The 26,015-nt window shown below is 70.1% G+C and carries 22 protein-coding genes and 1 pseudogene; 9 read left to right on the top strand and 14 right to left on the bottom strand.

Features of this window, described 5'->3' with window-relative positions; all coding sequences use genetic code 11:
• Positions 1–10 precede the first annotated feature (10 nt).
• The 7 genes from M2165_RS25510 to M2165_RS25480 all read right to left on the bottom strand — a co-directional run bounded on the left by M2165_RS25510 (position 11) and on the right by M2165_RS25480 (position 7,075).
• The gene (locus M2165_RS25510; RefSeq protein ID WP_280817342.1) at positions 11–772 is read right to left on the bottom strand and encodes an SDR family NAD(P)-dependent oxidoreductase; all 762 of its coding nucleotides are present in this window, start codon (positions 770–772) and stop codon (positions 11–13) included.
• A gap of 11 nt (positions 773–783) precedes the next feature.
• On the bottom strand, positions 784–2,370 hold the full coding sequence (gene garD / locus M2165_RS25505) for a galactarate dehydratase (RefSeq protein ID WP_280817341.1): 1,587 nt from the start codon (positions 2,368–2,370) through the stop codon (positions 784–786).
• Between the two features lie 10 nt (positions 2,371–2,380).
• Positions 2,381–3,679 carry a TRAP transporter large permease gene (locus M2165_RS25500; RefSeq protein ID WP_280817340.1) on the bottom strand — a complete coding sequence of 433 codons (1,299 nt, stop codon included), beginning with the start codon at positions 3,677–3,679 and terminating at the stop codon, positions 2,381–2,383.
• The gene (locus M2165_RS25495; protein ID WP_280817621.1) at positions 3,670–4,116 is read right to left on the bottom strand and encodes a TRAP transporter small permease; all 447 of its coding nucleotides are present in this window, start codon (positions 4,114–4,116) and stop codon (positions 3,670–3,672) included. The genes M2165_RS25500 and M2165_RS25495 overlap by 10 nt, the downstream gene beginning before the upstream one ends.
• A gap of 205 nt (positions 4,117–4,321) precedes the next feature.
• The gene (locus M2165_RS25490) at positions 4,322–5,290 is read right to left on the bottom strand and encodes a TRAP transporter substrate-binding protein (protein WP_280817339.1); all 969 of its coding nucleotides are present in this window, start codon (positions 5,288–5,290) and stop codon (positions 4,322–4,324) included.
• Between the two features lie 46 nt (positions 5,291–5,336).
• Positions 5,337–6,236, bottom strand: a complete 900-nt coding sequence (locus M2165_RS25485) for an SMP-30/gluconolactonase/LRE family protein (RefSeq protein ID WP_280817338.1) — start codon at positions 6,234–6,236, stop codon at positions 5,337–5,339.
• Positions 6,237–6,244: 8 nt separating this feature from the next.
• Positions 6,245–7,075, bottom strand: a complete 831-nt coding sequence (locus M2165_RS25480) for an NAD(P)-dependent oxidoreductase (RefSeq protein ID WP_280817337.1) — start codon at positions 7,073–7,075, stop codon at positions 6,245–6,247.
• An 85-nt stretch (positions 7,076–7,160) separates the two neighbouring features.
• Here M2165_RS25480 and M2165_RS25475 point away from each other — a divergent pair, with 85 nt between their 5' ends.
• The 7 genes from M2165_RS25475 to M2165_RS25445 all read left to right on the top strand — a co-directional run bounded on the left by M2165_RS25475 (position 7,161) and on the right by M2165_RS25445 (position 14,404).
• The gene (locus tag M2165_RS25475) at positions 7,161–7,985 is read left to right on the top strand and encodes a FadR/GntR family transcriptional regulator (RefSeq protein ID WP_280817336.1); all 825 of its coding nucleotides are present in this window, start codon (positions 7,161–7,163) and stop codon (positions 7,983–7,985) included.
• A gap of 79 nt (positions 7,986–8,064) precedes the next feature.
• Positions 8,065–9,039: a tripartite tricarboxylate transporter substrate binding protein gene (locus M2165_RS25470; protein WP_280817335.1), complete on the top strand. Its 975-nt coding sequence runs from the start codon at positions 8,065–8,067 to the stop codon at positions 9,037–9,039.
• 42 nt (positions 9,040–9,081) lie between these two features.
• Complete coding sequence (gene kdgD / locus M2165_RS25465) at positions 9,082–9,993, top strand: 5-dehydro-4-deoxyglucarate dehydratase (RefSeq protein ID WP_280817334.1); 912 nt, start codon at positions 9,082–9,084, stop codon at positions 9,991–9,993.
• A 42-nt stretch (positions 9,994–10,035) separates the two neighbouring features.
• Positions 10,036–10,494, top strand: a complete 459-nt coding sequence (locus M2165_RS25460) for a nuclear transport factor 2 family protein (protein WP_280817333.1) — start codon at positions 10,036–10,038, stop codon at positions 10,492–10,494.
• A gap of 13 nt (positions 10,495–10,507) precedes the next feature.
• Positions 10,508–11,494 (top strand): tripartite tricarboxylate transporter substrate binding protein, encoded by a 987-nt coding sequence (locus M2165_RS25455; protein ID WP_280817332.1) that lies wholly within the window; start codon positions 10,508–10,510, stop codon positions 11,492–11,494.
• A gap of 54 nt (positions 11,495–11,548) precedes the next feature.
• Positions 11,549–12,913, top strand: a complete 1,365-nt coding sequence (gene gudD / locus M2165_RS25450) for a glucarate dehydratase (protein WP_280817331.1) — start codon at positions 11,549–11,551, stop codon at positions 12,911–12,913.
• 54 nt (positions 12,914–12,967) lie between these two features.
• On the top strand, positions 12,968–14,404 hold the full coding sequence (locus M2165_RS25445; RefSeq protein WP_280817330.1) for an aldehyde dehydrogenase family protein: 1,437 nt from the start codon (positions 12,968–12,970) through the stop codon (positions 14,402–14,404).
• Here the strand turns inward: M2165_RS25445 and M2165_RS25440 are convergent.
• On the bottom strand, positions 14,389–15,618 hold the full coding sequence (locus M2165_RS25440; protein WP_280817329.1) for an MFS transporter: 1,230 nt from the start codon (positions 15,616–15,618) through the stop codon (positions 14,389–14,391). The two genes, M2165_RS25445 and M2165_RS25440, sit on opposite strands and share 16 nt — an antisense overlap.
• A gap of 73 nt (positions 15,619–15,691) precedes the next feature.
• On the opposite strand from M2165_RS25440, the pseudogene M2165_RS25435 reads away from it, so the two are divergent.
• Positions 15,692–16,531: pseudogene (locus M2165_RS25435) on the top strand (LysR family transcriptional regulator); the annotation flags it as partial.
• A 49-nt stretch (positions 16,532–16,580) separates the two neighbouring features.
• Here M2165_RS25435 and M2165_RS25430 read toward each other — a convergent pair.
• A complete protein-coding gene (locus M2165_RS25430) occupies positions 16,581–18,128 on the bottom strand; it encodes a glycine betaine ABC transporter substrate-binding protein (protein ID WP_280817328.1) in 1,548 nt (515 codons plus the stop codon).
• 102 nt (positions 18,129–18,230) lie between these two features.
• On the opposite strand from M2165_RS25430, the gene M2165_RS25425 reads away from it, so the two are divergent.
• Positions 18,231–19,352 (top strand): ROK family protein, encoded by a 1,122-nt coding sequence (locus M2165_RS25425; RefSeq protein ID WP_280817327.1) that lies wholly within the window; start codon positions 18,231–18,233, stop codon positions 19,350–19,352.
• On the opposite strand, the gene M2165_RS25420 is transcribed toward M2165_RS25425, so the two are convergent.
• Genes M2165_RS25420 through M2165_RS25400 form a run of 5 tightly spaced genes read right to left on the bottom strand, consistent with a single transcriptional unit; the run spans position 19,349 to position 25,949 of the window.
• The gene (locus M2165_RS25420; RefSeq protein WP_280817326.1) at positions 19,349–20,884 is read right to left on the bottom strand and encodes an efflux transporter outer membrane subunit; all 1,536 of its coding nucleotides are present in this window, start codon (positions 20,882–20,884) and stop codon (positions 19,349–19,351) included. The genes M2165_RS25425 and M2165_RS25420 overlap by 4 nt on opposite strands.
• A 14-nt stretch (positions 20,885–20,898) precedes the next feature.
• Positions 20,899–22,017, bottom strand: a complete 1,119-nt coding sequence (locus tag M2165_RS25415) for an ABC transporter permease (protein WP_280817325.1) — start codon at positions 22,015–22,017, stop codon at positions 20,899–20,901.
• Positions 22,018–22,029: 12 nt separating this feature from the next.
• The gene (locus M2165_RS25410) at positions 22,030–23,166 is read right to left on the bottom strand and encodes an ABC transporter permease (protein WP_280817324.1); all 1,137 of its coding nucleotides are present in this window, start codon (positions 23,164–23,166) and stop codon (positions 22,030–22,032) included.
• The gene (locus M2165_RS25405) at positions 23,163–24,938 is read right to left on the bottom strand and encodes an ATP-binding cassette domain-containing protein (RefSeq protein WP_280817323.1); all 1,776 of its coding nucleotides are present in this window, start codon (positions 24,936–24,938) and stop codon (positions 23,163–23,165) included. Before M2165_RS25405 ends, M2165_RS25410 begins: the two co-directional genes overlap by 4 nt.
• The gene (locus M2165_RS25400) at positions 24,939–25,949 is read right to left on the bottom strand and encodes an HlyD family efflux transporter periplasmic adaptor subunit (protein ID WP_280817322.1); all 1,011 of its coding nucleotides are present in this window, start codon (positions 25,947–25,949) and stop codon (positions 24,939–24,941) included.
• Positions 25,950–26,015: the final 66 nt, after the last annotated feature.

Here is a 26,015-nt window from a genome sequence, read left to right as displayed (position 1 = left end):
AGGCCGGTGCTCAGGGCATGTACTGCCCGCCGTTGACCTCGATCACCTGCCCCGTCACGTAGCCCGAAAGCTGCTCCGAAGCGAGATAGAGGAAGGCGCCCACGCATTCGTCCGGCGTGCCGAGCCGGCCCATCGGAATGCCGGCGCGGAAGGATTCGAGCATCGCGGGCGTCGAGAAGCGGTCCTGGAACGGCGTCTGGATCACGCCGGGCGCCACCGCGTTGACGCGGATGCGGTCGCCCACGAGTTCCTTCGCGAGCCCGTGCGTGGCGGTGCTCACGAAGCCCTTGGCGCCCGCGTACAGGTAGGCGCCCGGGCCGCCGCCGGTGCGCGCCGCGACCGAGGTCACGTTGATGATGTTGCCGCCGCCGTGCGCTCGCATCAGCGGCACCACCTCGCGCGAGAACGCAAGCACCGAACGTGCGTTGATGTGCATCACCTCGTCGAACAGCGCGTCGTCGAACTCGGCGATCGGCACGCGCTTCACGAGGCTGCCGGCGTTGTTCACCAGCACGTCGATGCGCCCGAGGCGCGCGGCCGCCTGCTTCGTGCATTCGCGGATCGCGGCCGTGTCGCGCACGTCGGCCTGCAGCGCGAAGGCTTCGCCGCCCGCCGCGGCGATGGTCTCGACCACCTGCTTCGCGGCATCGGCCGAACTGTTGTAGTGCACCGCCACGCGCATGCCGCGCGCCGCGAAGGCGATGGCCACGGCGGCGCCGATGCCGGTGCTGGCGCCGGTGACGAGGGCTGTCTTTCCTCGGAGGTCTTCCATGATGGTTCCTTTCAGGTCACGGGTGCGGGGTTGAACAGGACGAGCGCGTTGTGCAGCTTCCACTGTTCGGCCCAGGTCTTCTTGCGGCCGCTGGCCACGTCGAGCATCAGGCGGAACAGCTCCCAGCCCACGTCCTCGATCGAGGCCGCGCCGTCGGCGATGCGGCCGGCGTTCACGTCCATCAGGTCGTGCCAGCGGCGCGCGAGGTCGCTGCGCGTGGCGACCTTGATCACCGGCACCTCGGCCAGGCCGTACGGCGTGCCGCGGCCGGTGGTGAACACGTGCAGGTTGATGCCGGCGGCGAGCTGCAGCGTGCCGCAGATGAAGTCGCTCGCGGGCGTGGCGGCGTAGAGCAGCCCCTTCTGCCGGGCCTTCTCGCCCGGCGGGACCACGCCCGCGATCGGCGCGCTGCCGCTCTTCACGATCGAGCCCATCGCCTTCTCGACGATGTTCGACAGGCCGCCCTTCTTGTTGCCGGGCGTGGTGTTGGCGCTGCGGTCGACGCGGCCCTTCTCGAGGTAGGCGTCGTACCAGGCCATCTCGCGCACCATGGCCTCGGCCACCTCGGGCGAGGCGGCGCGCGAGGTGAGCTGGTCGATGCCGTCGCGCACTTCGGTCACCTCGGAGAACATCACGGTCGCGCCGGCGCGCACCAGCAGGTCGGTGCAGAAGCCCACCGCGGGATTGGCGGTCACGCCCGAGAAGGCGTCGCTGCCGCCGCACTGCACGCCGACCACGAGCTCGCTCGCGGGCACGGTCTCGCGGCGGCGCGCGTTCAGGCGCGCGAGGTGCACCTCGGCCTGGCGCATGACCGAATCGATCATCGACATGAAGCCGACGTGCGCCTCGTCCTGCAGGCACACCACGTCGAGTTCGGCGCTGCCGGAATCGACGCGCCGGTCGGTGATCGGAATGGCGCCGGGCGGCAGCAGACGCTCGGGCTGCAGCTTCTCGCAGCCCAGGCTCACCACCATCACCTCGCCGCCGAAGTTGGGATTGAGGCTGATGTTGCGCAGCGTGCGGATCGGGATCACCGCATCGGGCGCGTCGATCGCCACGCCGCAGCCGTAGCCGTGCTCGAGCGCGACCACGTCGTCCACGTTCGGATACTTCGGCAGCAGCTCGGCCTTGATGCGCTGGACCGCGAATTCGGTGACGCCCGCGACGCACTGCACCGTCTGCGTGATGGCGAGGATGTTGCGCGTGCCCACCGAGCCGTCGGCATTGCGGTAGCCCTCGAAGGTGTGGCCCTCGAGCGGCGGCAGGGCGGGCGGCTTGACGGTGGCGACCGGCAGGCCGTCGAGCCCGGGCGCGGTCGGCATGGTCATCACGCGCTCGTGCACCCAGCTGCCGCGCGGCAGCGCCTTCGACGCATGGCCGATCACCACGTTGTAGCGCACGATCGCGTCGCCTTCGGCGAGGTCGACCAGCGCCACCTTGTGGCCCTGCGGCACCTTGTCGACGAGCTGCAGGCCGTCGTCGAACACCGTGCCGGCGGGCAGGCCGCCGTCGTTGGCGACGATGGCCACGTTGTCGGCCGGGTGGATGCGGATGCGGTGCGGCGGGCGCGCCGCAGGGGTGGAGGGTGCCTGGGTCATCGCCGCGCTGCTACTTCACCGAGTTGACGAGGTCCGGCAGCCACATCGAGAACGCCGGCACGTAGGTCACGAGCATCAGGCAGATCAGCAGGGCGCCGTAGAAAGGCCATATCGACCGCATCACCTGCCCGACCGATACCCCTCCGATCGCGCAGCCGATGAACTGCGTGGTGCCCACCGGCGGCGTATTGAGGCCGAGGGCGCAATTGATCAGCATGACGATGCCGAACTGCACGGGGCTCATGCCGAACTGCATCGCGATCGGCAGGAAGATCGGCGTGCAGATCAGGATCGTGGCGGCCATGTCCAGGAAGGTGCCGAGCACGAACAGCAGCACGTTGATCATCAGGAAGATCACCCACGGGCTGCTCGAAACGCTGGTCATGAGGTCGCCGGTCTTCTGCGGCACTTCGTACAGTGCCATGAAGTAGCCGAAGGCCGAGGAAATGCCGATCAGCAGCAGCACCACGCCGGTGGTCTTGCAGGCCTTCGCGCACGCCTTGAAGAAGTCCTTGCGGCTCAGCGAACGATAGACGAGCACCGTCACCGCCAGGGCCCAGAGCACCGCCGTCGCGGCCGACTCGGTGGCGGTGAACACGCCCGAGAGGATGCCCACCAGGATGATCACCACGATCATCAGTCCCGGCAGCGCGCCGATGAAGGCTGCGAGCACCTCGCGCCAGCCCGGGAAGGCGCCGCGGATCGGATAGCCGCGGCGGATCGCCACGTAGTAGGCCGCGCCGAGGTTGCAGATCGTGAGCAGCAGCGCCGGGATCAGTCCCGCGAGGATCAGGCTCAGCACGCTGACCGAGGCGATGCCGGTGGTCGCGAGCGTGAAGATGATCAGGTTGTGCGAGGTCGGCATCAGTGCACCCACCAGCGCCGCGTGCGTCGTCACGTTGACGGCATAGTCGGCGTCGTAGCCTTCCTTCTTCATCAGCGGGATCATCACCGAGCCCATGGCCGAGACGTCGGCCACCGGCGACCCCGCCACGCCGCCGAACAGCGTGCAGCCCACCACGTTGCTCATGCCGAGGCCGCCGCGCACGTGGCCTACCAGGCTGTTCGCGAAACGCACGATGCGTTGGGCGATGCCGCCGTAGAGCATGAGCTCGCCCGCGAACACGAAGAAGGGGATCGCCAGGAAGGAGAAGATCTGCATGCCGCCGACCATCTTCTGGAACACGACGGCCACGGGCAGGCCCGCATAGAGCACGGTGGCGATGGAGGCCAGGCCGATCGAGAACGCGACCGGCACGCCCAGCACCAGCAGCACCAGGAAAACGAGGGAGAGGACAGTCAGTTCCACGCGGGCACCACTTCTTCGCCGCGCAGCAGGGCGACGACATGTTCAATCGAGAAAAGCACGATCAGCAGGCCCGCGACCACGAGCGCCAGGTAGTCCAGGCCGACGGGCACGCCCATCATCGGCTTGATGTCCGTCCACTTGAGCGTGGTCCAGGTCCAGCCGCTCCAGGCCATGATGCCGCCGAAGAGCGCGGTCAGCGCGTGGATCAGCACCTCGGCCTTCAGCCGCAGCGCGTCGGGCAGCAGCACGAGCAGCGAATCGAGGCCGATGTGGCCCGCGTCGCGCACGCCCACGGCCACGCCGAGCGCGGTGACGTACAGCACCAGCTGCAGCGCGAGCCCTTCGGCCCAGGTCGGCGTGTCGTTGAACACGTAGCGGCCGACCACCTGGTATTGCACGCAGACGATGATGGTGATCAGCATCGCGACCGCGAGCATCAGGCTCGCCTTCGAAAGAAGGGCGCAGAAGCGCGAATAGGCGTGATTGGACGGCGGCCGGCCGTGCGGGTCGACCAGCTGCTCGAGCTCGATCGGCGCGCCGGTCGCGATGGTGTCTGCCGCGGGAACGGTCAGTGTCATGGGATGTCCCTGGAAAATCATGAAGGCCCTTCCCCCGCGAGAGGGAAGGGCCGGAGCGCGCTTCTTATTTGTTGTCCTGCACGGTCTTCACGAGGCGCTGCAGGTCGGGCGTCGAGATGAACTTGGCATAGACCGGCGTCATGGCGGCGCGGAACGAGGCCTTGTCCACGTCCGCGACGATCTGCGCGCCGCCCTTGGTCACCACTTCGAGCGACTTGGCTTCCTGTTCGTCCCACTTCTTGCGCTGGAACGCGACCGACTCCTTGGCCGTCGCGCGGAACAGCTCCTGGTCCGCCTTCGGCAGCTTGTCGTAGACCGCCTTCGACATCACGAGCATCTCGGGCGCCATCGAATGCTCGGTGCGCGAATAGAACTTCACGGCCTCGTAGTGCTTGAAGCCGTCGTAGGAAGGAATGTTGTTCTCCGCGGCGTCGATCAGTCCGGTCTTGAGCGCGGTGAACACCTCGCCGGCCGGCATCGGCGTGGCGTTGGCGCCCATGGCGCTGACGAGTGCGACCCACAGGTCCGACTGCTGCACGCGGATCTTCAGGCCCTTCGCGTCGGCCAGCGTCTTCACCGGCTTCTTGGCATAGATCGAGCGGGCGCCGCTGTCATAGAAGGCCAGTCCGATCAGGCCCTCGTGCTCGCAGCCCTTGAGGATCTCCTCGCCGACCGGACCGTCGAGCGACTTGCGCATGTGCGCGATCGAGTCGAACAGGAAGGGCATCGTCGGCACCAGCGTCTTCGGGCAGATCGAGTTGAGCGCGCTGATGTTGACGCGGTTCATCTCGAGCGCGCCGATCTTCACCTGGTCGAGCGTCTCCTTCTCGCTGCCGAGCGCGCTCTTGTTGAACACCTTGATCTTGTACTTGCCGTTGCTGCGCTTCTCGAGCAGTTCGCTCATGTGCTTGACGGCGGCGACGGTGGGGTAGTCGTCGCTGTTGTGCACGTCTGCGGAGCGGAACTCGACGGCGTTCGCGGCGAGCGCGCACAGGCCGGCGGCCAGCGCGACGAGGTGGCGGGCGTATTTCATTTGTCTTCCTCGGGTTGTGGTGGTAATGGGTTGAAGAACGAAGCGATCAGAAGCGGCACTCGGGTTCCGGCAGGCCCTTGACGCCGGGGCGCAGCGCGAAGACGCCACCCGCGAGCGGCTGGTCCGACAGGTCGCCGCCGGGCCGGATCGAGGTGACGTAGAGCGTGTCGAGCTGCGCGCCGCCGAAGGCGCACATCGCGGGCTTCTTCACCGGCAGCCCGAGCGAGCGGTCGAGCCTGCCTTCGGGCGTGAAGCGGTGCACCAGCCCGGCGTCGTTGCCGCAGATCCAGTAGCAGCCGTCTGCGTCGACGGCCGCGCCGTCGGGACGGCCCGGCAGCGGCTTCATGTCGACGAACGGGCGGCGGCCGTGCGGCGTGCCGGTGGCGGTGTCGTAGTCGAAGGCCCAGATGGCCTGCACCTCGGGGTGCGAGTCGGAGAGGTACATGGTCTTGCCGTCCGGGCTGAAGGCCATGCCGTTCGGCACGATGAGGTGATCGAACTGCGGGCGCAGCGCGACCTCGGCGTTCACGTCGGCCTGGTAGCGGTAGACGCGGCCCACGTCGCGGCCCGCCGCCATGTCCATCAGCATGGTGCCGGCCCAGAAGCGGCCCTGCCGGTCGCAGCGGCCGTCGTTGAAGCGCATGCCGGATTCGGCATGCGCGACCGTCGCCAGCGGGCTCTCTGCCAGCGTGCCGTCGCTGCGCGGCGCGATCACGAAGAGGCCGCTTTCCATGCCGGCGATCCATTCGCCGGCATGGCCGGCGCGCGGCGCGATGCAGGCCAGCATCTCGCTGCCGGTCCAGCGTTCATGCCGCCCGCTCGGCGCATGCAGCCGGTGCAGGTGGCGCGCGGGGATGTCGACCCAGTAGAGGGCCTCTTCGTCGGCGCGCCAGACCGGGCTTTCGCCGGTGGCGCAACGCGCGTCGAGGACGAGTTCGGCTTGCATCGCCCGGATCACTCGTCGCCGAACGGCCCCTGGGCCGTGAACGCACCGCCCTGGTAGATGGCGTTGGGATCGTCCGCGGCCACCGGCGGCTGCGCCTCGACCTTGTCGCGGAACACCTCGGAGCTGTCCTGCGGCACGAAGCCCAGGTGCGCCGCCGCGCTGTTGTCCCACCACACGTCGCGGTTGGCCGACATGCCGTAGACCACCGTGTGCTTCACGTCCGGCGTGAACAGCGACTTCTCGATCAGCGTGGTCAGGTCGCGGTAGCTGAGCCAGGTGCTCATCATCCGGCGGTTGGCGGGCTCGGGGAACGAGGAGCCGATGCGGATGCTGACGGTCTCGATCCCGTAGCGGTCGAAGTAGAACTGCGCCACGTCCTCGCCGAAGGACTTCGACAGGCCGTAGTAGCCGTCGGGGCGGCGCGCGGCATGGGCGTCGATGTGCTCGTTCTGCTTGTAGAAGCCGATCACGTGGTTCGAGCTCGCGAACACCACGCGCTTCACGCCGTGCCGGCGCGCGGCCTCGTAGATGTGGAACACGCCCTTGATGTTGGCTTCGAGGATCTCCTCGAACGGGCGCTCGACCGAAACGCCGCCGAGGTGCACGATCGCGTCGCAGCCCTCGACCAGCGCATCGACCGCGGCCTTGTCGGAAAGATCGCAGGGCACGACTTCCTCGTGCGCGCCGTCGGCCGGCGCGAGCGCCGCGATGTCGGAGAGGCGCAGCACGTCGGCAAAGGGGCGCAGGCGCTCGCGCAGCACCTTGCCGAGGCCGCCGGCCGCGCCGGTCAGCAGCAGCCGGTGGAGACGGGGATTGGAAACGGATTCGGATGTCGACATTCTTGGAGCCATCGCCCGTATGGGGCAGTGAGAAGTGTTAAGTTATCTGTTGTCGTACAACTGAGAGCGGATTATTATCTTGACCATGGCCCAGACGACTGCGGGTAATCCCTCAATCCCCGATACGGCGAGCGAAACCGCCGTCGCAAGCGCCCCCTTCACCGGGCGGCCCCGGCCGCGTGCGCGCGGCCTTGCGCACGGCCTGGTCGAGGACCTGGGCGAGAAGATCCGCAGCCAGCAGCTGCGCCCGGGCGACAAGCTGCCGACCGAGTCGGCCATCATGCAGAGCTTCGGCGTGAGCCGCACCGTGGTGCGCGAGGCGCTCTCGAAGCTGCAGGCCGCGGGCTTGGTCGAAACGCACCACGGCGTCGGCACCTTCGTGCTGCAGCCGCGCGCCGCGGGCATGTTCAGGCTCGACTCGGCCGACATCGCCACCTCGGTCGACGTGCTCGCGGTGCTCGAGCTGCGCATCAGCCTCGAGACCGAATCCGCAGGCCTGGCGGCCACGCGCCGCACCGAGGAGCATCTGCTCGCGATGCGCCAGGCGCTCGACGACTTCGAGCGCAACGTCTCGGCGGCAGGGGACACGGTGGCGCCCGACTTCCGCTTCCACCTGCAGATCGCGCAGGCCACCGGCAACCCGTACTTCGCGGACATCATGAGCCACCTCGGCACCACGATCATCCCGCGCACCCGCATCACCGCGATCCGCAACTACGACCGCCGCGGCGAATACCTGAGCCGCGTGAACCGCGAGCACGAGGAGATCTATGCCGCCATCGCGCGCCGCGATCCCGAGTCGGCACGCGCGGCCATGCGCATCCACCTGACCAACAGCCGCGAGCGGCTGCGCCTCGCGCAGGAGGCCGCGCAGAAGGCCGCCGGCCCGGCGCCTGCGCCCTCGGCCTGAGGAATTTGCGTTCCAAGGCTGGACAAGCGTCATTCGTAGTTGTACGATGACTGACAACACAACCAGCAGGAGACCCTGAATGAGCTTGAACAGACGTGACCTGATGCTCGGCGCCCTCGGCGGCGGCATGCTCGCGGCGAGCGGCGTGCAAGCGGCCGACGCCTGGCCGACCAAGCCCGTGCGCATCGTGGTGCCCTATCCGCCGGGCGGTTCGTCCGACATCATCGCGCGCTCGATCAGCCAGCAGTTGTCGACCGCGCTCGGCCAGCCGGTCATCGTCGAGAACAGGCCCGGCGCCAACGGCAACCTCGGCGCCGACTACGTCGCCAAGTCGCAGCCCGACGGCTACACGCTGCTGCTGTGCGACGTGGGCGCGCTCGCGATCAGCCCCTCGGTCTACACCAAGCTCGCGTTCGATCCCTCCAAGGACCTGCGCGGCGTGACCATGCTGGCCTACTCGCCGCATCTGCTGGTGGTGCATCCCTCGGTGCAGGCCAACAACCTGAAGGAACTAGTCGCGCTGTCGAAGAAGTCGGACATCAACTTCGCCGTCACCGCCACCGGCAGTGCGCCGCACCTCGCGGGCGTGGCGCTCGAGCGCGCGAGCGGCGCGCGCTGGCAGTACGTGCCCTACAAGGGCGGCGTGCAGGCGGTGCAGGACACCGTGGCCGGCCAGACCCAGATTCTCATGAACGGCATGCTCGCCACGCTGCCGCACGTGCAGAGCGGCAAGCTCAAGGTGCTCGGCGTCTCGAAGGGCACGCGCATGCCGCTGATCGGCGACGTGCCGACCATCGCGGAGCAGGGCGTGCCGGGCTTCGAGTCGGGCACCTGGCAGGGCGTTCGCGTGGCCCGGGGCACGCCCGACGCCATCGTGCAGCGCCTCAACAAGGAACTGATCGCCGTGATCCGTTCGGCCGAGATCCGTTCGCGCCTTGCAGGGCAGGGCGCCGAGGTCGTGACCATGGCACCGGCCGAGGAAGAGCAGTTCTTCGGCAAGGAACGTGCGCGCTGGGCCAAGGTCGTGGCCGACGCCGGCATCAAGTTGGACTGACTCTCCGCCTCCATTTTTTTCCCCACTCTTTCTGGTGTTTCGATGAATCCTCAAGAACTCAAAACCATCATGGGCTCCGGCCTGCTCTCGTTCCCGCTGACCGACTTCGACAGCAACGGCGACTTCAACAAGAAGGGCTACGAGAAGCGCCTCGAATGGCTCGCGCCCTACGGTGCGAGCGCGCTGTTCGCGGCCGGCGGCACCGGCGAGTTCTTCTCGCTGACCGGCGACGAGTACCCGGGCATCATCCAGACCGCGGTCGACACCTGCCGCGGCGTGGTGCCGATCATCGCGGGTGCGGGCGGCCCGACGCGCTTCGCGATCGAGTGCGCGCAGGCGGCCGAGAAGGCCGGCGCGCACGGCATCCTGCTGCTGCCGCACTACCTGACCGAAGCCGGCCAGGAAGGCCTGGCCGCGCACGTCGAGGCCGTGTGCAAGAGCGTGAAGTTCGGCGTGATCGTCTACAACCGCGCCACCAGCCGCCTCAAGCCCGACACGCTCGCGATGCTGGCCGAGCGGAACCCGAACCTCGTCGGCTTCAAGGACGGCATCGGCGACATCGAGGCCATGGTAGCGATCTACCAGAAGATGGGCGACCGCTTCGCCTACCTCGGCGGCCTGCCGACGGCCGAGGTCTATGCCGCGGCCTACAAGGCCATGGGCACGCCGGTGTATTCGTCGGCCGTGTTCAATTTCATTCCGAAGACCGCGATGGACTTCTACAAGGCCGTCGCCGCCGACGACCTGCGCACGCAGCATCGCCTGCTGAAGAACTTCTTCATGCCGTACCTCGAACTGCGCAACCGCGTGCCGGGCTACGCGGTCAGCATCGTCAAGGCCGGCGCCAAGATCGTCGGCCACGATGCAGGCCCGGTGCGCGCCCCGCTCACCGACCTGAAGCCGGCCGAGATGGAACAGCTCAAGGCGCTGATCGACGCGCTCGGCCCGCAGTAAGCCGCTGCGGCCGCAACCACCACAACAACGGAGACAACGAACATGCGCATCAAGCAACTCTTCCTGATCGCGGCCTCGGCCGTTCTGTTCGGCGGCTGCGCCATGGCGCCCGCGGGCGGCGGCGGCGCGGCGGCCGAGCCGGCGGTGGCCGCGGCGGCCGAGCGCCTGCGCCTCGCGATGATCGACCCCACGCCGGCCGCCCTCGGCGCGCTGGTGGCCGACGACCTGAGCTACGGCCATTCGAGCGGCAAGGTCGACACCAAGGCCAGCTTCATCGCCGACCTGGTGGCCGGCCGCTCCGACTTCGTGAGCATCGCGATCACCGACCAGACCATCAAGGTGGTCGACGGCGACACCGCGATCGTGCGGCACACGCTCTCGGCCGACACCAACGATTCGGGCAAGCCCGGCAAGGTGTCGCTCAAGATCCTCGGCATCTGGCACAAGCAGGCGGGCGAGTGGAAGATGCTCGCCCGCCAGGCGGTACGGATCGCCTCGTGATGGAGCACCGACGATGATTCAGCGCAAGCCGTTCCTCGTCGCCGCCTTCGCGCTCGCCACCGGTGCGCTGCTGCCGCTGCATGCCTCGGCGCAGCCCGACGCCTGGCCGCAGAAGCCCGTGACCGTGGTGGTGCCGTTCCCCGCGGGCGGCTCCACCGACATGGTGGCGCGCGCGCTGGCGCTGCAGATGCAGACCCGGCTCGGGCAGAGCTTCGTGGTCGACAACAAGCCGGGCGCGACCGGCACCATCGGCGCCGGCTTCGTGAAGCGCGCCGCGCCCGACGGCTACACGCTGCTGGTGTCGTCGCTCGGTGCCTTCGTCGTCACGCCGCACCTGCAGAAGAACGTGCCCTACGACGCCACCAAGGACTTCGACTACATCAGCGTGCCGGTGCAGGCGCCGAACGTGCTGGTCGCGAGCCCGAAGCAGAAGGAGCGCACGATCGCCGAGGTGATCGCCACGCTGAAGGCCAACCCCGGCAAGGTGAGCTTCGCGAGTTCGGGCAACGGCTCCTCGGACCATCTCTCGGCCGAGGTCTTCTGGCAGCAGAGCGGCACGCAGGGCCTGCATGTGCCGTACAAGGGCGGCGCGCCCGCGATCAACGACCTGCTCGGCGGCCAGGTCGACTTTTCGTTCCAGAACGTCAACGCGGTGCTGCCGCACATCAAGGCCGGCAAGCTGCACGCGATCGCGGTGACGGGCGACAAGCGCTCGCCGGTCCTGCCCGATGTGCCCACGCTTTCCGAAGCGGGCGTGAAGGGCGCGGAGGTCTATTCGTGGCAGGGGCTCGCGGCGCCGAAGGGCCTGCCCCCGGCCGTGAAGGAGAAGCTGAGCGCCGCCGCCATCGCCGCGATCAACGACCCCGAGGTGAAGAAGCGGATGCTCGACCAGGGCCTGGAGATCGTCGCCAGCACGCCGGCCGAGTTCACCGCCTTCCAGGCGCGCGAATGGGCGCGCTGGAAGACATTGATCGAAACCCGCAAGATCACGGCCGACTGACCCCACGGCCACAGCCCGCGCGCGCGGGCCTTTTTTCCTTTCCCGCCTGAAGCCATGACGACCTCTTCTTCCCCATCCTCTTCCACGGCAGCCCGGCAGACGCCGGTCGTCACCAGCCTGCGCGTCGTGCCCGTCGCGGGCCACGACAGCATGCTCATGAACCTGAGCGGCGCCCACGGCCCGTTCTTCACGCGCAACCTGCTGATCCTCACCGACAGCGCGGGTCGCACCGGCGTGGGCGAAGTGCCCGGCGGCGAGAAGATCCGCCAGACGCTCGAGGACGCGCGCGACCTCGTCGTTGGACAGCCGATCGGCAACCACAACGCGGTGCTCAATGCGATGCGCCGCGAATTCGCGAGCCGCGACAGCGGCGGCCGCGGCCAGCAGACCTTCGACCTGCGCATCACCATCCATGCGGTGACGGCGGTCGAGGCCGCGCTGCTCGACCTGCTGGGTCAGCACCTCGAGGTGCCGGTGGCCGCGCTGCTCGGCGAAGGCCAGCAGCGCGACGCGGTGCAGATGCTCGGCTACCTGTTCTACGTGGGCGACCGCAGGAAGACCGATCTCCCCTACGAAAGCGACCCCGGCGCCGACAACGACTGGTTCCGCCTGCGCCATGAAGAAGCGATGACGCCCGAGGCCATCGTGCGCCTGGCCGAGGCCACCCATGCGCGCTACGGCTTCACCGACTTCAAGCTCAAGGGCGGCGTGCTGCGCGGCGAGGAAGAGGTCGAGGCGATCCGCGCGCTGCACGAGCGCTTCCCGCAGGCGCGCGTCACGCTCGACCCGAACGGCGGCTGGCTGCTCGCCGATGCGATCCGCCTGTGCCGCGACCTGCACGGCGTGATGGCCTATGCCGAAGACCCCTGCGGCGCCGAAGGCGTGTTCTCGGGCCGCGAAGTGATGGCCGAGTTCCGCCGCGCCACCGGCCTGCCGACCGCGACCAACATGGTCGCCACCGATTGGCGCGAGATGGTGCACAGCCTCTCGCTGCAGTCGGTGGACATCCCGCTCGCCGACCCGCACTTCTGGACCATGCAGGGCTCGGTGCGCGTGGCCCAGCTGTGCCAGGCCTGGGGCCTGACCTGGGGCTCGCATTCGAACAACCACTTCGACGTGTCGCTCGCGATGTTCACGCACGTCGCCGCCGCGGCGCCCGGCAAGGTCACGGCCATCGACACGCACTGGATCTGGCAGGACGGCCAGCGCCTCACGCGCGATCCGCTGCGCATCGAGGGCGGCTTCGTCAAGGTGCCGACGCAGGGCGGCCTCGGCGTCACGCTCGACATGGACGAGGTCGAGAAGGCGCACCAGCTCTACCTGAAGCACGGCCTCGGCGCGCGCAACGATGCGCAGGCCATGCAGTACCTGATCCCCAGATGGACCTTCGACAACAAGCGCCCGTGCATGGTCAGGTAGCGGTACCCATAATGCGCAGTGCGCTCCCAGACTCCCATTGACAAGGAACCCGACATGCAGAACTTCGACAACCTCATCGGCGGCGAATGGCGCGCCGGCGCCAGCTACAGCCCCAACCTCAACCCGAGCAACCTCGCCGACGTGCTGGGCCAGTACACGCAGGGCGACGCCTCGCACGTCGATGCGGCCGTGGCCGCCGCCACCGCCGCCTTCCCCGCCTGGGCCACGGGCGGCATCCAGGCGCGCTCCGATGCGCTCGACAAGATCGGCAACGAGATCCTCGCGCGCAAGGAAGAGCTCGGCACGCTGCTCGCACGCGAAGAGGGCAAGACCAAGGCCGAAGGCATCGGCGAGGCCGCGCGCGCCGGCTACATCTTCAAGTTCTTCGCGGGCGAGTGCCTGCGCCTTTCCGGCGAGCTCGTGCCCTCGGTGCGGCCGAACATCGGCGTCGAGATCACGCGCGAGCCGGTCGGCGTGGTCGGCCTGATCACGCCGTGGAACTTCCCCATCGCCATTCCGGCCTGGAAGATCGCGCCCGCGCTCGCCTTCGGCAACTGCGTGGTGCTCAAGCCCGCCGACCTCGTGCCCGGCTGCGCCTGGGCGCTGGCCGAGATCATCAGCCGCTCGGGCATTCCCGCGGGCGTCTTCAACCTGGTGATGGGCCGCGGCAGCGTGATCGGCAATGCGCTGGTCAACCACCCGGGCATCCATGCGATCAGCTTCACCGGCTCGGTCGGCGTGGGCCGCAACATCGCGGTGCAGTGCGCCACCAACGGCAAGAAGGTGCAGCTCGAGATGGGCGGCAAGAACCCGCAGGTGATCCTGGACGACGCCGATCTGGCCCAGGCCGTCGAGCTCAGCGTGCAGAGCGCCTTCTATTCGACCGGCCAGCGCTGCACCGCCTCGAGCCGCCTGATCGTCACCGAGGGCATCTATCCGAAGTTCATCGAGGCGATGAAGGCGCGGATGGAGAAGATCAAGGTCGGCGACGCGCTCGCGCAGGGCACCGACATCGGCCCGGTCTCGTCGAAGTCGCAACTCGACCAGGACATGGAGTACATCGCGATCGGCAAGGGCGAGGGCGCCACGCTCGCGGCAGGCGGCGAGCTGCTGAAGCTAGAGACCGACGGCTACTACATGTCGCCCGCGCTCTTCAGCGAATCGGCCGCCACGATGCGCATCAACAAGGAAGAGATCTTCGGCCCGGTCGCGAGCGTGATCCGGGTGAAGAACTACGAGGAGGCGCTGGCCACGGCCAACGACACCGAGTTCGGGCTCTCGGCCGGCATCGCGACCACCTCGCTCAAGTACGCGACCCACTTCAAGCGCCACAGCCAGGCCGGCATGGTGATGGTGAACCTGCCGACCGCGGGCGTGGACTACCACGTGCCCTTCGGCGGCCGCAAGGGCTCGAGCTACGGCCCGCGGGAGCAGGGCAAGTACGCGCAGGAGTTCTTCACCACGGTGAAGACGGCCTACACGCTGGCCTGAGGCGAGGGCCCCCGGCGGCCCGGCGCCATCATCGCGCGCCGCAGCCCCAGGGCCAGCAGCACGCCGGCCACGCCCGCCACGGCCACGATGGCCGTCGCCGCGGGCCAGCCGTGCGCATCGACCGCGCTGCCCACCAGCACCGGGCCCGCCATCTGGCCCAGGTTGCTCCCGAGCATCAGCAGGCCCATGGCCATCGGCGCGAGCCGCGGGCTTGGCGCGGTGAGCGGCGAGCTGCCGATCAGCGTGGCCGGGAGCAGCCCGCCCGCGCCCGAGAACACGAGGCACAGCACGAAGGTGGCAGGCGCGCCGAACACCGGCAGGAAGATGCCGAGCGCCGCGAGTCCCATGAACGCGCTCGCCGAGGCGGCCAGCAGCCAGCGCGCGGCGCCGCGCTTCAGCAGCATGCCCGCCGCGAGATTGCCCGCCACATTGACGCAGCAGGCCAGCGCGCTCAATGCGCCCGCGGCGGCCGTGCCCACCCCCAGGCGCTCGATCAGCAGCACCGGCAGGAAGCTGAAGAGCGCGAAGAACTGCAGGCTGTAGACCACGAACGCGCCCGCGATCAGTGCGGGGCCGCCCGCGCGCAGCGTCGTCGCCGCGTCGCGGCACATGCCGCCCAGCGAGACCGCCGCGCCGCCATCGGCCGCGCGTGGAACGCCGGCACGCAACAGCACGGCGAGGATCACCGCGAGTGCGGCATTGAGGAGCCAGAAGCCGCGCCAGCCTTCGAGCAGCGCACCGCTGAAGAGCGCGATGGCGATGCCCGTCGGCATGAAGCAGCTCCAGATCGCGAAGGCCAGGTCCTGCCCAGCGGGCGCCACCAAGCGCTGCAGCACCGACGGCCCGGCGATCGTGATCAGCACGAAGCCCAGGCCCTCGATCAGCCGGCCGGCCAGCAGCAGGGCCACGCCGTGGGCCGCGGCGCCGAGCGCGCTGCCGATGGCGATCGCGAGCAGCCCTGCCAGCAGCAGGCGCCGGTCGCCGGCGCGTGCCACCCAGGCGCCGACGGGAACGGCGCCGAGCACGCCCAGCAGCGAGAAGATGGCCATCAGCCATCCGACCATCGAAAGGTCGAGTCCGAAGTCGGTGCGCAGCAGCGGCACCGCGATCGCGACCTTGCCGACCTGAAGGGAGGCGACCACGCCGGCCGCCACGACCAGGCCCACGCCGGGCCAGTGCGTCGAGGAAGGGGAACTGTGAAGAGGCTTGTGCATGCCTCCACTGTGGGCCGATCCCTGTATCAATGAAAGCGAATAATATCGGCCAACTCGATCGACTGGAGAGATCATGCTGGACGTGCTCACGCTGAGCCAGATGCAGATGTTCGTCGCCGTGGCCGACGCCGGCAGCTTCCGTGCCGGCGCGGCCCGGCTGCACCGCGTGCAGTCGGCCGTGAGCCATGCCATCGCCACGCTGGAAGCGCAGCTGCAGGTGCAACTCTTCGACCGCTCCGGCCACAAGCCGGTGCTCACGGCCACGGGCACGGCGCTGCTCGGCGACGTGCGGGTGATCCTGTCGAAGGTGGAGGCCCTGCGCGCGCGCGCCCAGGGCATCGGGCAGGGCATCGAGCTCGGCCTCGCGCTGGCGGTGGACACGCTCGTGCCGCCCGCGCTGGTGGCCGGCGCGATCCGCCAGATGCATGCGGTCTACCCGAGCATCGCGATGCGCGTGGCGTACAGCTCGATGGGCGGCACCATCGATGCCCTGAACTCGGGCCGCTGCGACCTCGCCATCGCGGCCTTCGGCCATGCCGACGAGAAGATCGGCCGCGAGTTCCTGATGCCGCTTCACACCGTGGCCGTGGCCGCGCCCGCGCATGCGCTCGCGCTGCGTGCGGCCGAGCGCGGCGCCAGGGGCCTCGATGCCGCCGCGGCGGAGCATGTGCAGATCGTGGTCGAGGACCCGAGCACGCTGAGCCAGGGCTACGACATCGACGTGCTCTCGCCCGCGACCTGGCGCGTGACCGACATGTACATCAAGCTCGAGCTGCTGCGCGCCGGTCTCGGCTGGGGAAAGATGCCGGCCTGGCTGGTGGCCGACGACCTCGCCGCCGGCCGGCTGGTGCAGCTGCCGATGGCCCGCATCGGCCGCGGCGGCAGGTCGGAGCAGCCGTCGTACTTCTGCCACCGCGCCGACAAGACGCTGGGTGCGGGCGCCGCGCTGCTGCGCGACTGCCTCATGGCGCAGGCGAAGTCGGCCGCGTTCGCCGCCGGCGGCGCATCAGCATCTCCACGAACTCGAAGATCCCCTCGCTCAGCAGCGCCAGCGCCGCGGCCGGCAGCGCGCCCGCCACGAGCAGCTCGCGGTCGTTGAGCGCCAGCCCGGTGACGATGCGCTCGCCGAAGCCGCCCGCGCCGATGAAGGCGGCGATGGTCGCGGTGCCGATGGCGATCGCCGTGGCCGTCCGCACGCCGGCCAGCAGCGTGGGCAGTGCGAGCGGCAGCAGCACCAGGCGCAGGCTCTGCGGCGGCGTCATGCCGAGCGCGATGCCGGCCATGCGCAGGCCCTCGGGCACTTCCGCCAGGCCGGTCACCGTGTTGCGCATGATCGGCAGCAGCGAGTAGAGCGTGAGCGCGATCAGCGCAGGCAGCGTGCCGATGGCGCCGAGCATCGAGATCAGCACCGCGAGCAGCGCGAGCGAGGGCACGGTCTGCAGCAGGCTCGCGACGCCGAGCACCAGCGCGCGCAGCCGCACGCGCGAGAACACGAGGATCGCGATCGGCACGCCGATCAGCAGCGCCGCGCCCGCCGACACCGCGACCAGCAGCAGGTGCTGGCGCGCGAGCGGCCAGAGGTCGGGCCCGAACAGCTTGGCGACGAAGCCGCGCCGTTCCGACTTCGGGGCCGGGGCCGCCTGGCCGCTGCTGGCGAGGAAGTCGCGCGCGATCGCGTCGAAGGGCACGCTCTGCAATTCGGCCCGCGCGTTCATCGCGATCATCGCGTGCTCGTCGATCCGCCCTTCGAGCGCCTGCAGCGCGGCCCAGGCCCGGGGCAGCCGCGCGGGCAGGTCGAGCCGGTAGAGCAGCACCGCGTCGTAGCGCGGGAAATAGCGCCGGTCGTCCTCGAGCACGCGCAGGCCCAGGTGGTCGATCTTGGCGTCGGTGGTGTAGATGTCGATGGCGTCGATCTGCTTCGCGGCGATCGCGTCGTAGGCGAGGCCGTGGTCCAGCCCCGTCGGCACCTGCGTGAAGCCGTAGCGCGCGGCCAGCCCCTTCCAGCCGTCGGCGCGGCCGATGAATTCGTTCGACAGGCCGAGCTTCAGCTCGGGGTGGCGCGCGAGATCGCTCAGCGTGCGCAGCCCCAGGCGATCCGCATCGGCCGCGCGCACCGCGAGCGCATAGCCGTCGTTGAAGCCCAGCGGCACGGCCACGCCCAGTCCCAGCGGCGCGAGCGCCGCGTTCATCGCCTCGCGTGTCTGCAAAGGCGGGCCCTTGAGGATCTCGAGCGCGATGGTGCCGGTGTATTCGGCATACACGTCGATGGCGCCCGAGCGCAGCGCCTCGTAGACGATGGCGGTGTTGCCCAGGCCCTGCCGCACCACCGGCGGCGCGGCGGTGTGCGGCGCGGCGGTCTGCGCCAGCAGCTCGGCCAGGATGTACGACTCGGTGAAGCGCTTGGAGCCGACGCGCAGCGTCTGGTCGGCCTGCGCCGAAGCCGCGGCGCCGAGCCAGGCCAGCGAGAACAGCAGGACGGCGCGCCAGAGGATGCGGCTTGGGCGTTGCATCGCGGGCAGTGTATCGACAGACCCGCGCACCCGCCAATCTCCTACACCGCGTGGTGCGCGAATGCCCATGCGATGCGGCAGCCGGTGCAGCATCATCGTTGCATGAAGTCACCCACCCGGACGACCAGGCCGCATGCCGATGCCCCCGCCTCCGACCCGCTGCCCGCGGCCGACGTGCACGGCCTGCGCGAACTGCCCGGCGTGCGCGTGGAGGGCTACAGCCTGCAACTGCGCGACAAGGACGGCTTCGTCGGCGACCAGGCGAGCCAGACGGCGTTCCGGGAACTGCTCGAACGCTGGCGCAAGCGCCGCCGCAAGAGCGGCAGGGATCCGCTCGGCAAGCTGCATTCGCGCGACCTGAGCAAGAAGACGCTCGACCGCGTGCTCGGCGCGAAGAAGACCTCGGAGGCCGGCGACGTGATGCAGGGCGTGATCGAGGAGTTCGCGGGGGAGCTGGCCTCGGTGATCCAGCGCTTCCTGCGTCAGCCGTCGTGGCGCAAGGTCGAGCGCATCGTGATCGGCGGCGGCTTTCCCGAAAGCGACGTCGGCGAACGCGCGATCCTGCAGACCGGCGCCATCCTCGAGGAGCTCGGCCAGCACGTGCAGCTGGGCCGGCTCTCGCACAACGTGGACGACGGCGGCCTGATCGGCTGGGTGCACCTCGCACCGCCGGCGATGCTTCGCCGCTACGACGCCATCCTCGCCGTCGACATCGGCGGCACCAACGTGCGCTGCGGCATCGTCAAGACGCGCTGGCGCAAGGCCAGCGACTTCTCGCGCGCCGGCGTGGTGCGGCGCGAGAAATGGCGCCATGCCGACGAGGGTCCGAACCGCAGCGTCATGGTCGAGCACATCGCCGACATGCTGATGGACATGGTGCGCTACAGCGAGCGCAAGAAGCTCCGCCTCGCGCCCTTCGTCGGCATCGGCTGCCCGGGCTTGATCCGGCCCGACGGCTCGATCGCGCGCGGCGCGCAGAACCTGCCGGGCGACTGGGAGAGCCAGGCCTTCCACCTGCCGACCGCCGTGTGGCGCCGCCTGCTCGCGCTGGGCTCCGATCCGATGCTGGTGCTGATGCACAACGACGCCGTGGTGCAGGGCCTGAGCGAGCTGCCGTTCATGCGCGACGTGAAGCACTGGGGCGTGCTGACCATCGGCACCGGCCTCGGCAACGTGAGCTTCAGCAACACGCCCATCCCCAAGGCCCAGAAGGACGAGGACTAGGGTGCCTGCGGCGGCGCATCGCCGCCGAGCGCCTTGTACACCGCCACGAGGTCCACCGCGAGCCGGCTGCTGCTCTGCACCTGGTCGCGCCGCGCCTGCAGCAGCGCGCGGCGCGCATCGAGTTCGACGCCGAAGTCCGTGAGGCCGTTGACATGGCGCGCATGTGCGAGCACCAAGGCATCGCGGCTCGCGCGTTCGCGCTCGGCGAGCTCGGCGTGGCGCCGGCGTTCGGCCGTGTAGGCGTTGAGCGCCGAATCGATCTCGTGCCAGGCCTTGAGCACGGTCTGCTGAAAACCCACCGCGGCCTCCTGCTGCTGCAGCTCGCGCAGGGTGACCGTGCTCCTGCGCAGGCCGTGGTCGAAGAGCGGCAGGCTGATCGACGGGCCCACATGCCACTGCCGGCTGCCCCAGTCGCCGAAGCGTCCGCTGCCGGCCGATTCGTGGCCGAAGCCGGCGCCCAGCGTCACGCGCGGATAGAGCTCGGCCACCGCCACGCCGATGCGCGCAGTGGCCGCATGCAGCCGCGCCTCGGCCGCCGCGACGTCGGGCCGGCGCCGTGCGAGCTCGGCGGGCAGGCCGAGCGCGAGGTCCGGCAGCGGCGGGGCTTTCAGGGCGTCCGGCGCGTCGCCATCGGCCCGCGCCGCGGGCGCCGCCAGTTCGGCATTCAGTGCGCCCGGCGCCGCGCCCGTGAGCAGCGTGATCTGGTTCATCGCCAGGGCTTCCTGCTGCAGCAGCAGCGGGATGCGCGCGCGCAGCTCGGCCAGCAGCGTGCGCTGGCGCGCGGGATCGAGATCGGTGACCAGGCCGCCCTCGGCGCGGGCCTGCACCAGTTCGAGCGACTCGGCCGCGGCCGCGATGTCGGCGCGCGCGACCAGCAGTTCGCGCTGCGTGCCGCGCAGTTCGAAGTAGCTGCGCGCCACTTCGGCCTGCACGCTGAGCTGCGCCTGCCGCAGCAGCGCGGCCGATGCGCCGGCCTCGGCATCGGCGGCCTCGATGCTGCGCCGCACGCGGCCCCAGAGGTCGATCTCCCACGAGGCATCGAAGCCCGCCTGGTAGAGGTTGTAAGGCTCGCTGAGCGTGCGGATCAGCTGGTCGCGGTTCGAGACCGCATTGGCCATCGCGTCGATCATGCGCGTCGCGGCGCCGGTCTCGCTCTGGCGCTGCCGGTTCACGCCCGCGCTCGCGTGGAGCTGCGGCGCCTGCTGCGCGGCCGCCGCAGTGCGTTGCGCGCGGCTTTGCGCGAAGCGCAGCGCGGCGGTCTGCAGGTCGTGGTTGGCGGCGAGCGCGCGGGCCTGCAGCCGGTCGAGCAGCGGATCGCCGAAGGCCTTCCAATCGGGCGCTGCAGCGGTGGCGGCGGCGGCCTGCCGCTCGGCGCCCAGCAGTTCGGCCGAGCCGCCGTGCCAGGCCGACCAGTCGGCGGGCGCGGGCGCCGCGGGCGTCCGGTGGTCCGGCCCGACGGCGCAGCCGCCGAGGACGGCAGCCCAGAGCGCGATCGCGAACGGCGCGAGGAAGAGGTTGCGTGGTGCGTGCATGAGATGCTCCAGGTTCAGGCCAGGCGGTGGCGGAACAGCCAGGCCGCGAGCGGCAGCGTGGCGACGGCAATGATCGTGAGCGGAACGAGGTCGTGCCACACCGTGGCGAGGCCCACGCCCTCGAGGTAGACGCGCTGCACCAGGTCGATCGCGAAGCGCAGCGGATTGGCCATGGTGATCGTCTGCAGCGCCTGCGGCATGTTGCGCACGGGCGTGGTCAGGCCCGACAGCAGCATCATCGGCATCAGCAGCACGAAGGTGTAGAGCATCGCCTGCTGCATGTTGGCCGACACGGCGGAGATCGAGAGGCCGATGCCCACGCTCGCGACCGTGAAGAAGACCAGCCCGGTGTAGAGCGTGACGAGCGAGCCCGCCATCGGAATGCCGAACCAGAAGCGCGCCACCAGCAGGATCAGCGTCGACTGCGCGAGGCCCACGAGCACCGGCGGCACCGCCTTGCCGACCATGATCTCGAGCGGCGACATCGGCGTGACCAGCAACTGGTCGAAGGTGCCCTGTTCGCGCTCCCGCGCCACCGAGAGCGCGGTGAGCAGCAGCGTCTGCAGCATGCTGAGCGCGGCGATCAGGCCCGGCAGCAGGTTCCAGCGGGTTTCGAGGTTCGGGTTGAACCAGGCGCGGGTCTCGACGCCGAGCGGCGCCGCCTGCAGGCCGGCGCGCGTGCGCAGCTCGGCGTTGTAGCGCGCCACGACCGCGCTCACGTGGCCGGCGGCCGAGCCCGCGGTGTTGGAGTTGCGCCCGTCGAGAATCAGCTGGATCGGCGCCGGCCGGCCCGCACCGAGCTGCCGCTCGAAGTCGGGCGGGATCTGTATCACCACCAGCGCCTTCTGCGCATCGATCACTTCGCGGATGTCGGCCTGCGTGCGCAGCGTGGCCGCCCGGTGGAACACGCCGGTGCCGTCGAGCCGCGCGATCAGTTCGGACGATGCGCCGCCGCGGCTCTGGTCGAGCAGCGCATAGGGAACGTCCGTCAGCTCGTAGGTGGCGGCGTAGCCGAAGATCAGGCTCTGCATGATCGCCGGGATGAACAGGACCACGCGGCTCGCCGGGTCCTTGAAGATCGCGAGCAGCTCCTTGCGGCAGAGGTTCGCGATGCGCAGCAGCAGGTCGGTCATGGTGCGGCGTCCTCAGTCGAGCCGCTTGCGCGTGACCGCGCGCGCGAGCAGCAGCAGGCCCACGGCATAGGCCGCGAGCACGGCGCAGTTGCGCCAGATGAGCGGCCAGACGTCGCCCGCGAGGAACAGCGTCTTGATCAGCTCCATGAAGTAGGTGGCCGGCAGCAGGTGGCCGATCAGGCGCACGGCGGCGGGCACGTTGCGCAGGTCGAACAGGAAGCCCGAGAGCATCATCGAGGGCATGAAGGTCGCGATCAGCGCCACCTGGCTCGCGAGGAACTGGTTGCGCGTGACGGAAGAGATCACGAGCCCGAGGCTCACCGCCACGATCAGGTAGAGCATGGAACTGAGCACCACCGCGGCCAGCGAGCCGTGCATCGGCACCGCGAACAGGAAGCGTGCGGCCAGCAGGCACAGCAGCAGGCCGAGCATGCCGACCGCGAAGTACGGAATGATCTTCGCGAGCAGGATCTCCACCGGCCGCACGGGCGTGACGAACAGCGCCTCGAGCGTGCCGCGTTCCCATTCGCGCGCCATGACCAGCGCGGTGAGAAAGGCGCCGACCAGCGTCATGATCAGCACGATGAGCCCCGGCACCAGGTACCAGGTGCTGGTGTTCGCGGTGTTGAACCACATGCGCTGCTCCACCGTGACGCGGCCCGCGGCCGGGGCGAGGCCGTCGGTGGCGCCCCCGGCCCGGTCGGCCTGCCGCAGCGACGCCTGGGCGAGCGCGGCGCTCACGTAGGACTGGATGATGGTGGCGCGACCCGCGTCGGCGCCGTGCACGACGAGCTGCACGCGCGCGTCGCCGGCCGCGAGCGCGCGCGAGAAGTCCGGCGGCACGCGCACGATGCCGTCGACCTCGCGCCGGCGCATCAGCACCTCGGCTTCGTGCATGGAGCCCAGCAGCACGGGCGCGATCGTGGGCGAGAGCTGCAGGCCGGCGATGGCCTCGTGCGCGGCGGGCGAGGGGTCCTCGAGCACCACGGCCACGGGCGCGTTCCTGACGTCGAGCGACATGCCGTAGCCGAAGATCAGGATCAGCACCATCGGCAGCAGGATGCCGATCGCGAGGTTGCTGCGGTCGCGCAGCAGCTGGCGGAACTCCTTGCGCGTGAGCGAGACCAGGCGGGTCGCGAAGCCGCTCATGCCGCGGCCCTCCTGTCGTCGTTCGCGCGCCGCGCGTTCTCGACGATGTCGATGAAGGCCTGCTCCATGCCGATGCGCCGCGATGTGGCATCGCCCTCGAGCGCCTGCGCACGGACCTCGCGCGGCGTGCCGATCGCGAGCACCTTGCCGGCGTCCTGGATCACGATGCGGTCGCAGTATTCGGCTTCTTCCATGAAGTGGGTGGTGATGACGATGGTGGTGCCGCCTTCGGCCAGCGCCGTGATGCGGCGCCAGAACGCGCGCCGCGCGAGCGGATCGGCGCCGCTCGTGGGCTCGTCGAGGAACAGGATCTCCGGTTCGTGCAGCAGCCCGGTGGCCATGGCGAGGCGCTGCTTGTAGCCGCCCGGCAGCTGGCCGCTCGGTGCATCGCGTTCGCGTTCGAGGTCGAACTGGCGCAGCACCGTCGCCATGCGCTCGCGCAGCCGCGGCCCGCGCAGCCCGTAGGCGCCGCCGAAGAACGAGAGGTTCTCGTGCACCGTGAGGTTGCCGTAGAGCGCGAACTTCTGCGAGACGTAGCCGATGCGCCGGCGCGCCTCGGCACGCGCATGGCGCAGGTCGACGCCGGCCACGCGCAGTTGGCCGCCGCTCGCGGGCAGCAGGCCGCACAGCATGCGGAAGGTGGTGGTCTTGCCCGCGCCGTTGGGGCCGAGCAGGCCGAAGATCTCGCCGCGCCGCACCGAGAAGCTGGTGCTGGCGACGGCGGTGAAGTCGCCGAAGCGGCGCACCAGGTCCTTCACCTCGATGACCGTTTCGGCGGGCGACGCGCCGGCGGCAACCGGCGGCGGCGGCGCGGCCTCGATCGGCGTGGCGTCGTCCGCCTGCTGCGTGCGCAGCAGCACCATGAAGCCGTCCTCGAGCCGGGGCGGCACCGGCTCGGCGCGCGCGCCGCCGAGCAGGTCCGCGAGCGCGTGGTCCGCGCCGCGGCGGCAGATGACATGCACCTCGCCGCCCTGCGGCACCGCATCGATGACGGTCTCGCGCGCATCGAGCAGCCGCGCCTGCAGCAGGCGCGGCGCCTCGCCCGGCGGCGGTGCCGCGGCGAAGCACAGGCCCTCGGCATGGTCGCGGATCTCGTCCGGGGTGCCGCCGGCGATCAGCCGGCCTTCGCGCAGCACGAACACCTGGCTGCAGCGCTCGGCCTCGTCGAGGTAGGCGGTGCTGACGATGACCGAGAGCTTCTCCTCGTCGACCAGCTGCTGCACGATCTGCCACAGCTCGCGGCGCGAGAGCGGGTCCACGCCCACCGTGGGCTCGTCGAGCAGCAGCAGGTCGGGCGAGCGCACCAGCGTGCAGGCCAGGCCCAGCTTCTGCTTCATGCCGCCCGAGAGCTTGCCCGCGGGGCGGTCGGTGAAGCGGCCGAGGTCGGTCATCTCCATCAGCCGCGCCTGCCGCTCGCGGCGCGCCTGGCGCGGCACGCCGTGCAGGTCGGCGTAGAGGTCGAGGTTCTCCTGCACGCTCAGGTCCTCGTAGAGGCCGAAGCGCTGCGGCATGTAGCTGATGCGGTCCTGCACCGCCTGCGGATCGGCCGCCACGTCGATGCCGAGCACGCGCAGCGTGCCTTCGTCGGCGCGCAGCAGGCCCGCCATCAGCCGCAGCAGCGTGGTCTTGCCGGCGCCATCGGGCCCGACCAGCGCGGTGAGGGTGCCGGCCGGCACCTCGAGCGAGACGCCGGCGAGCGCATGCACCGCCTGCTCCGAGCCCTTGATCTCGAAGCGCTTGTGCAGCGAGCGGGCGATGACCGCGGGCGCCATTCAGGTGCCGCCCGTGGCGAGTTGCAGCGTCACCGTCGCGGGCATGCCGAGCCGCAGCCGGTCGTCGCGGTCGTCGACCATCACGCGGATCTCGTAGACCAGGCTGCTGCGGAGCTCTTCGGTCTGCACCGTCTTGGGCGTGAACTCCGCCACCGACGAGATGTAGCCCACCCGGCCGGCGATCGGCTGGCCCGGATGGCTGTCGGTGGTCACGCGCGCGGCCTGGCCGGGGCGCACGCGGCCGAGGTCGGGCTCGGCCACATAGGCGCGTACCCACTTGGGATCGGTGATCGCGAGCGTGAAGGCCGGGCGCTGCGGCGAGGCCATGTCGCCCGGCTCGAGCAGGCGTGCGCGCACCACGGCATCGATGGGCGACCGGAGCTCGGCCTCCTGCAGCTGGTGGTTCATGAGCGCGAGGTCGGCACGCGCCGATTCGAGCTGCGCCTGCGCCTGCGCGATGTCTTCCCTGCGCGGACCGGCCACCACGAGCTGCTGTGCCTTGCGCGCGTTGTCGAGCTGCGCCAGCGCCACCTTGCGCCGCGCCTGCGCGCTGTCGAGGTCCTGCTGGCTCACGGCACGGCCGGCCGTGGTCTGGCCGATGGCCTGCAGCCGCGCGAGCTGCTGCTGCGCGAGATCGGCATCGGCCTGCGCCGCGGCGACCTGCGCCGATGCCTGCGCCACCTCTTCGGGGCGGCTGCCGGTCTTCAGCCGCAGCAGCGCCTGCTCCTGCACGCCGATGCGCGCCTGCGACTGCGCCACGCGCAGCGCCAGCGCGCGGGTGTCGAGCCGGCCGAGCACCTGGCCCGCGCGCACGCGGTCGCCTTCGCGCGCCGCGAGTTCGGCCACGCGCTCGGTGCCGTTGAAGGCGAGCGAGACCTGGCGCAGGTCGACGTTGCCGTACAGCACGATCCGGTCCGAGGGGGCGGCCGGGCGGCCGAAGTGCCACCAGCCGGCAGCAGCGGCTGCGGCCAGTGCCACGAGGGCAGCGGCGATGAGGGGTTTCCTGTTCATGGGCGTTTTCCTGCCGGGTGGTTTCAGATCGGGTGCGGCGGATGTTATCAAATTCAAATTTGAATT

Source organism: Variovorax sp. TBS-050B, from assembly GCF_029893635.1.
Lineage (GTDB): Bacteria > Pseudomonadota > Gammaproteobacteria > Burkholderiales > Burkholderiaceae_C > Variovorax.
Note: the sequence above shows the minus strand (reverse complement) of the source record. Positions and strands in the feature narration are given on the sequence as shown.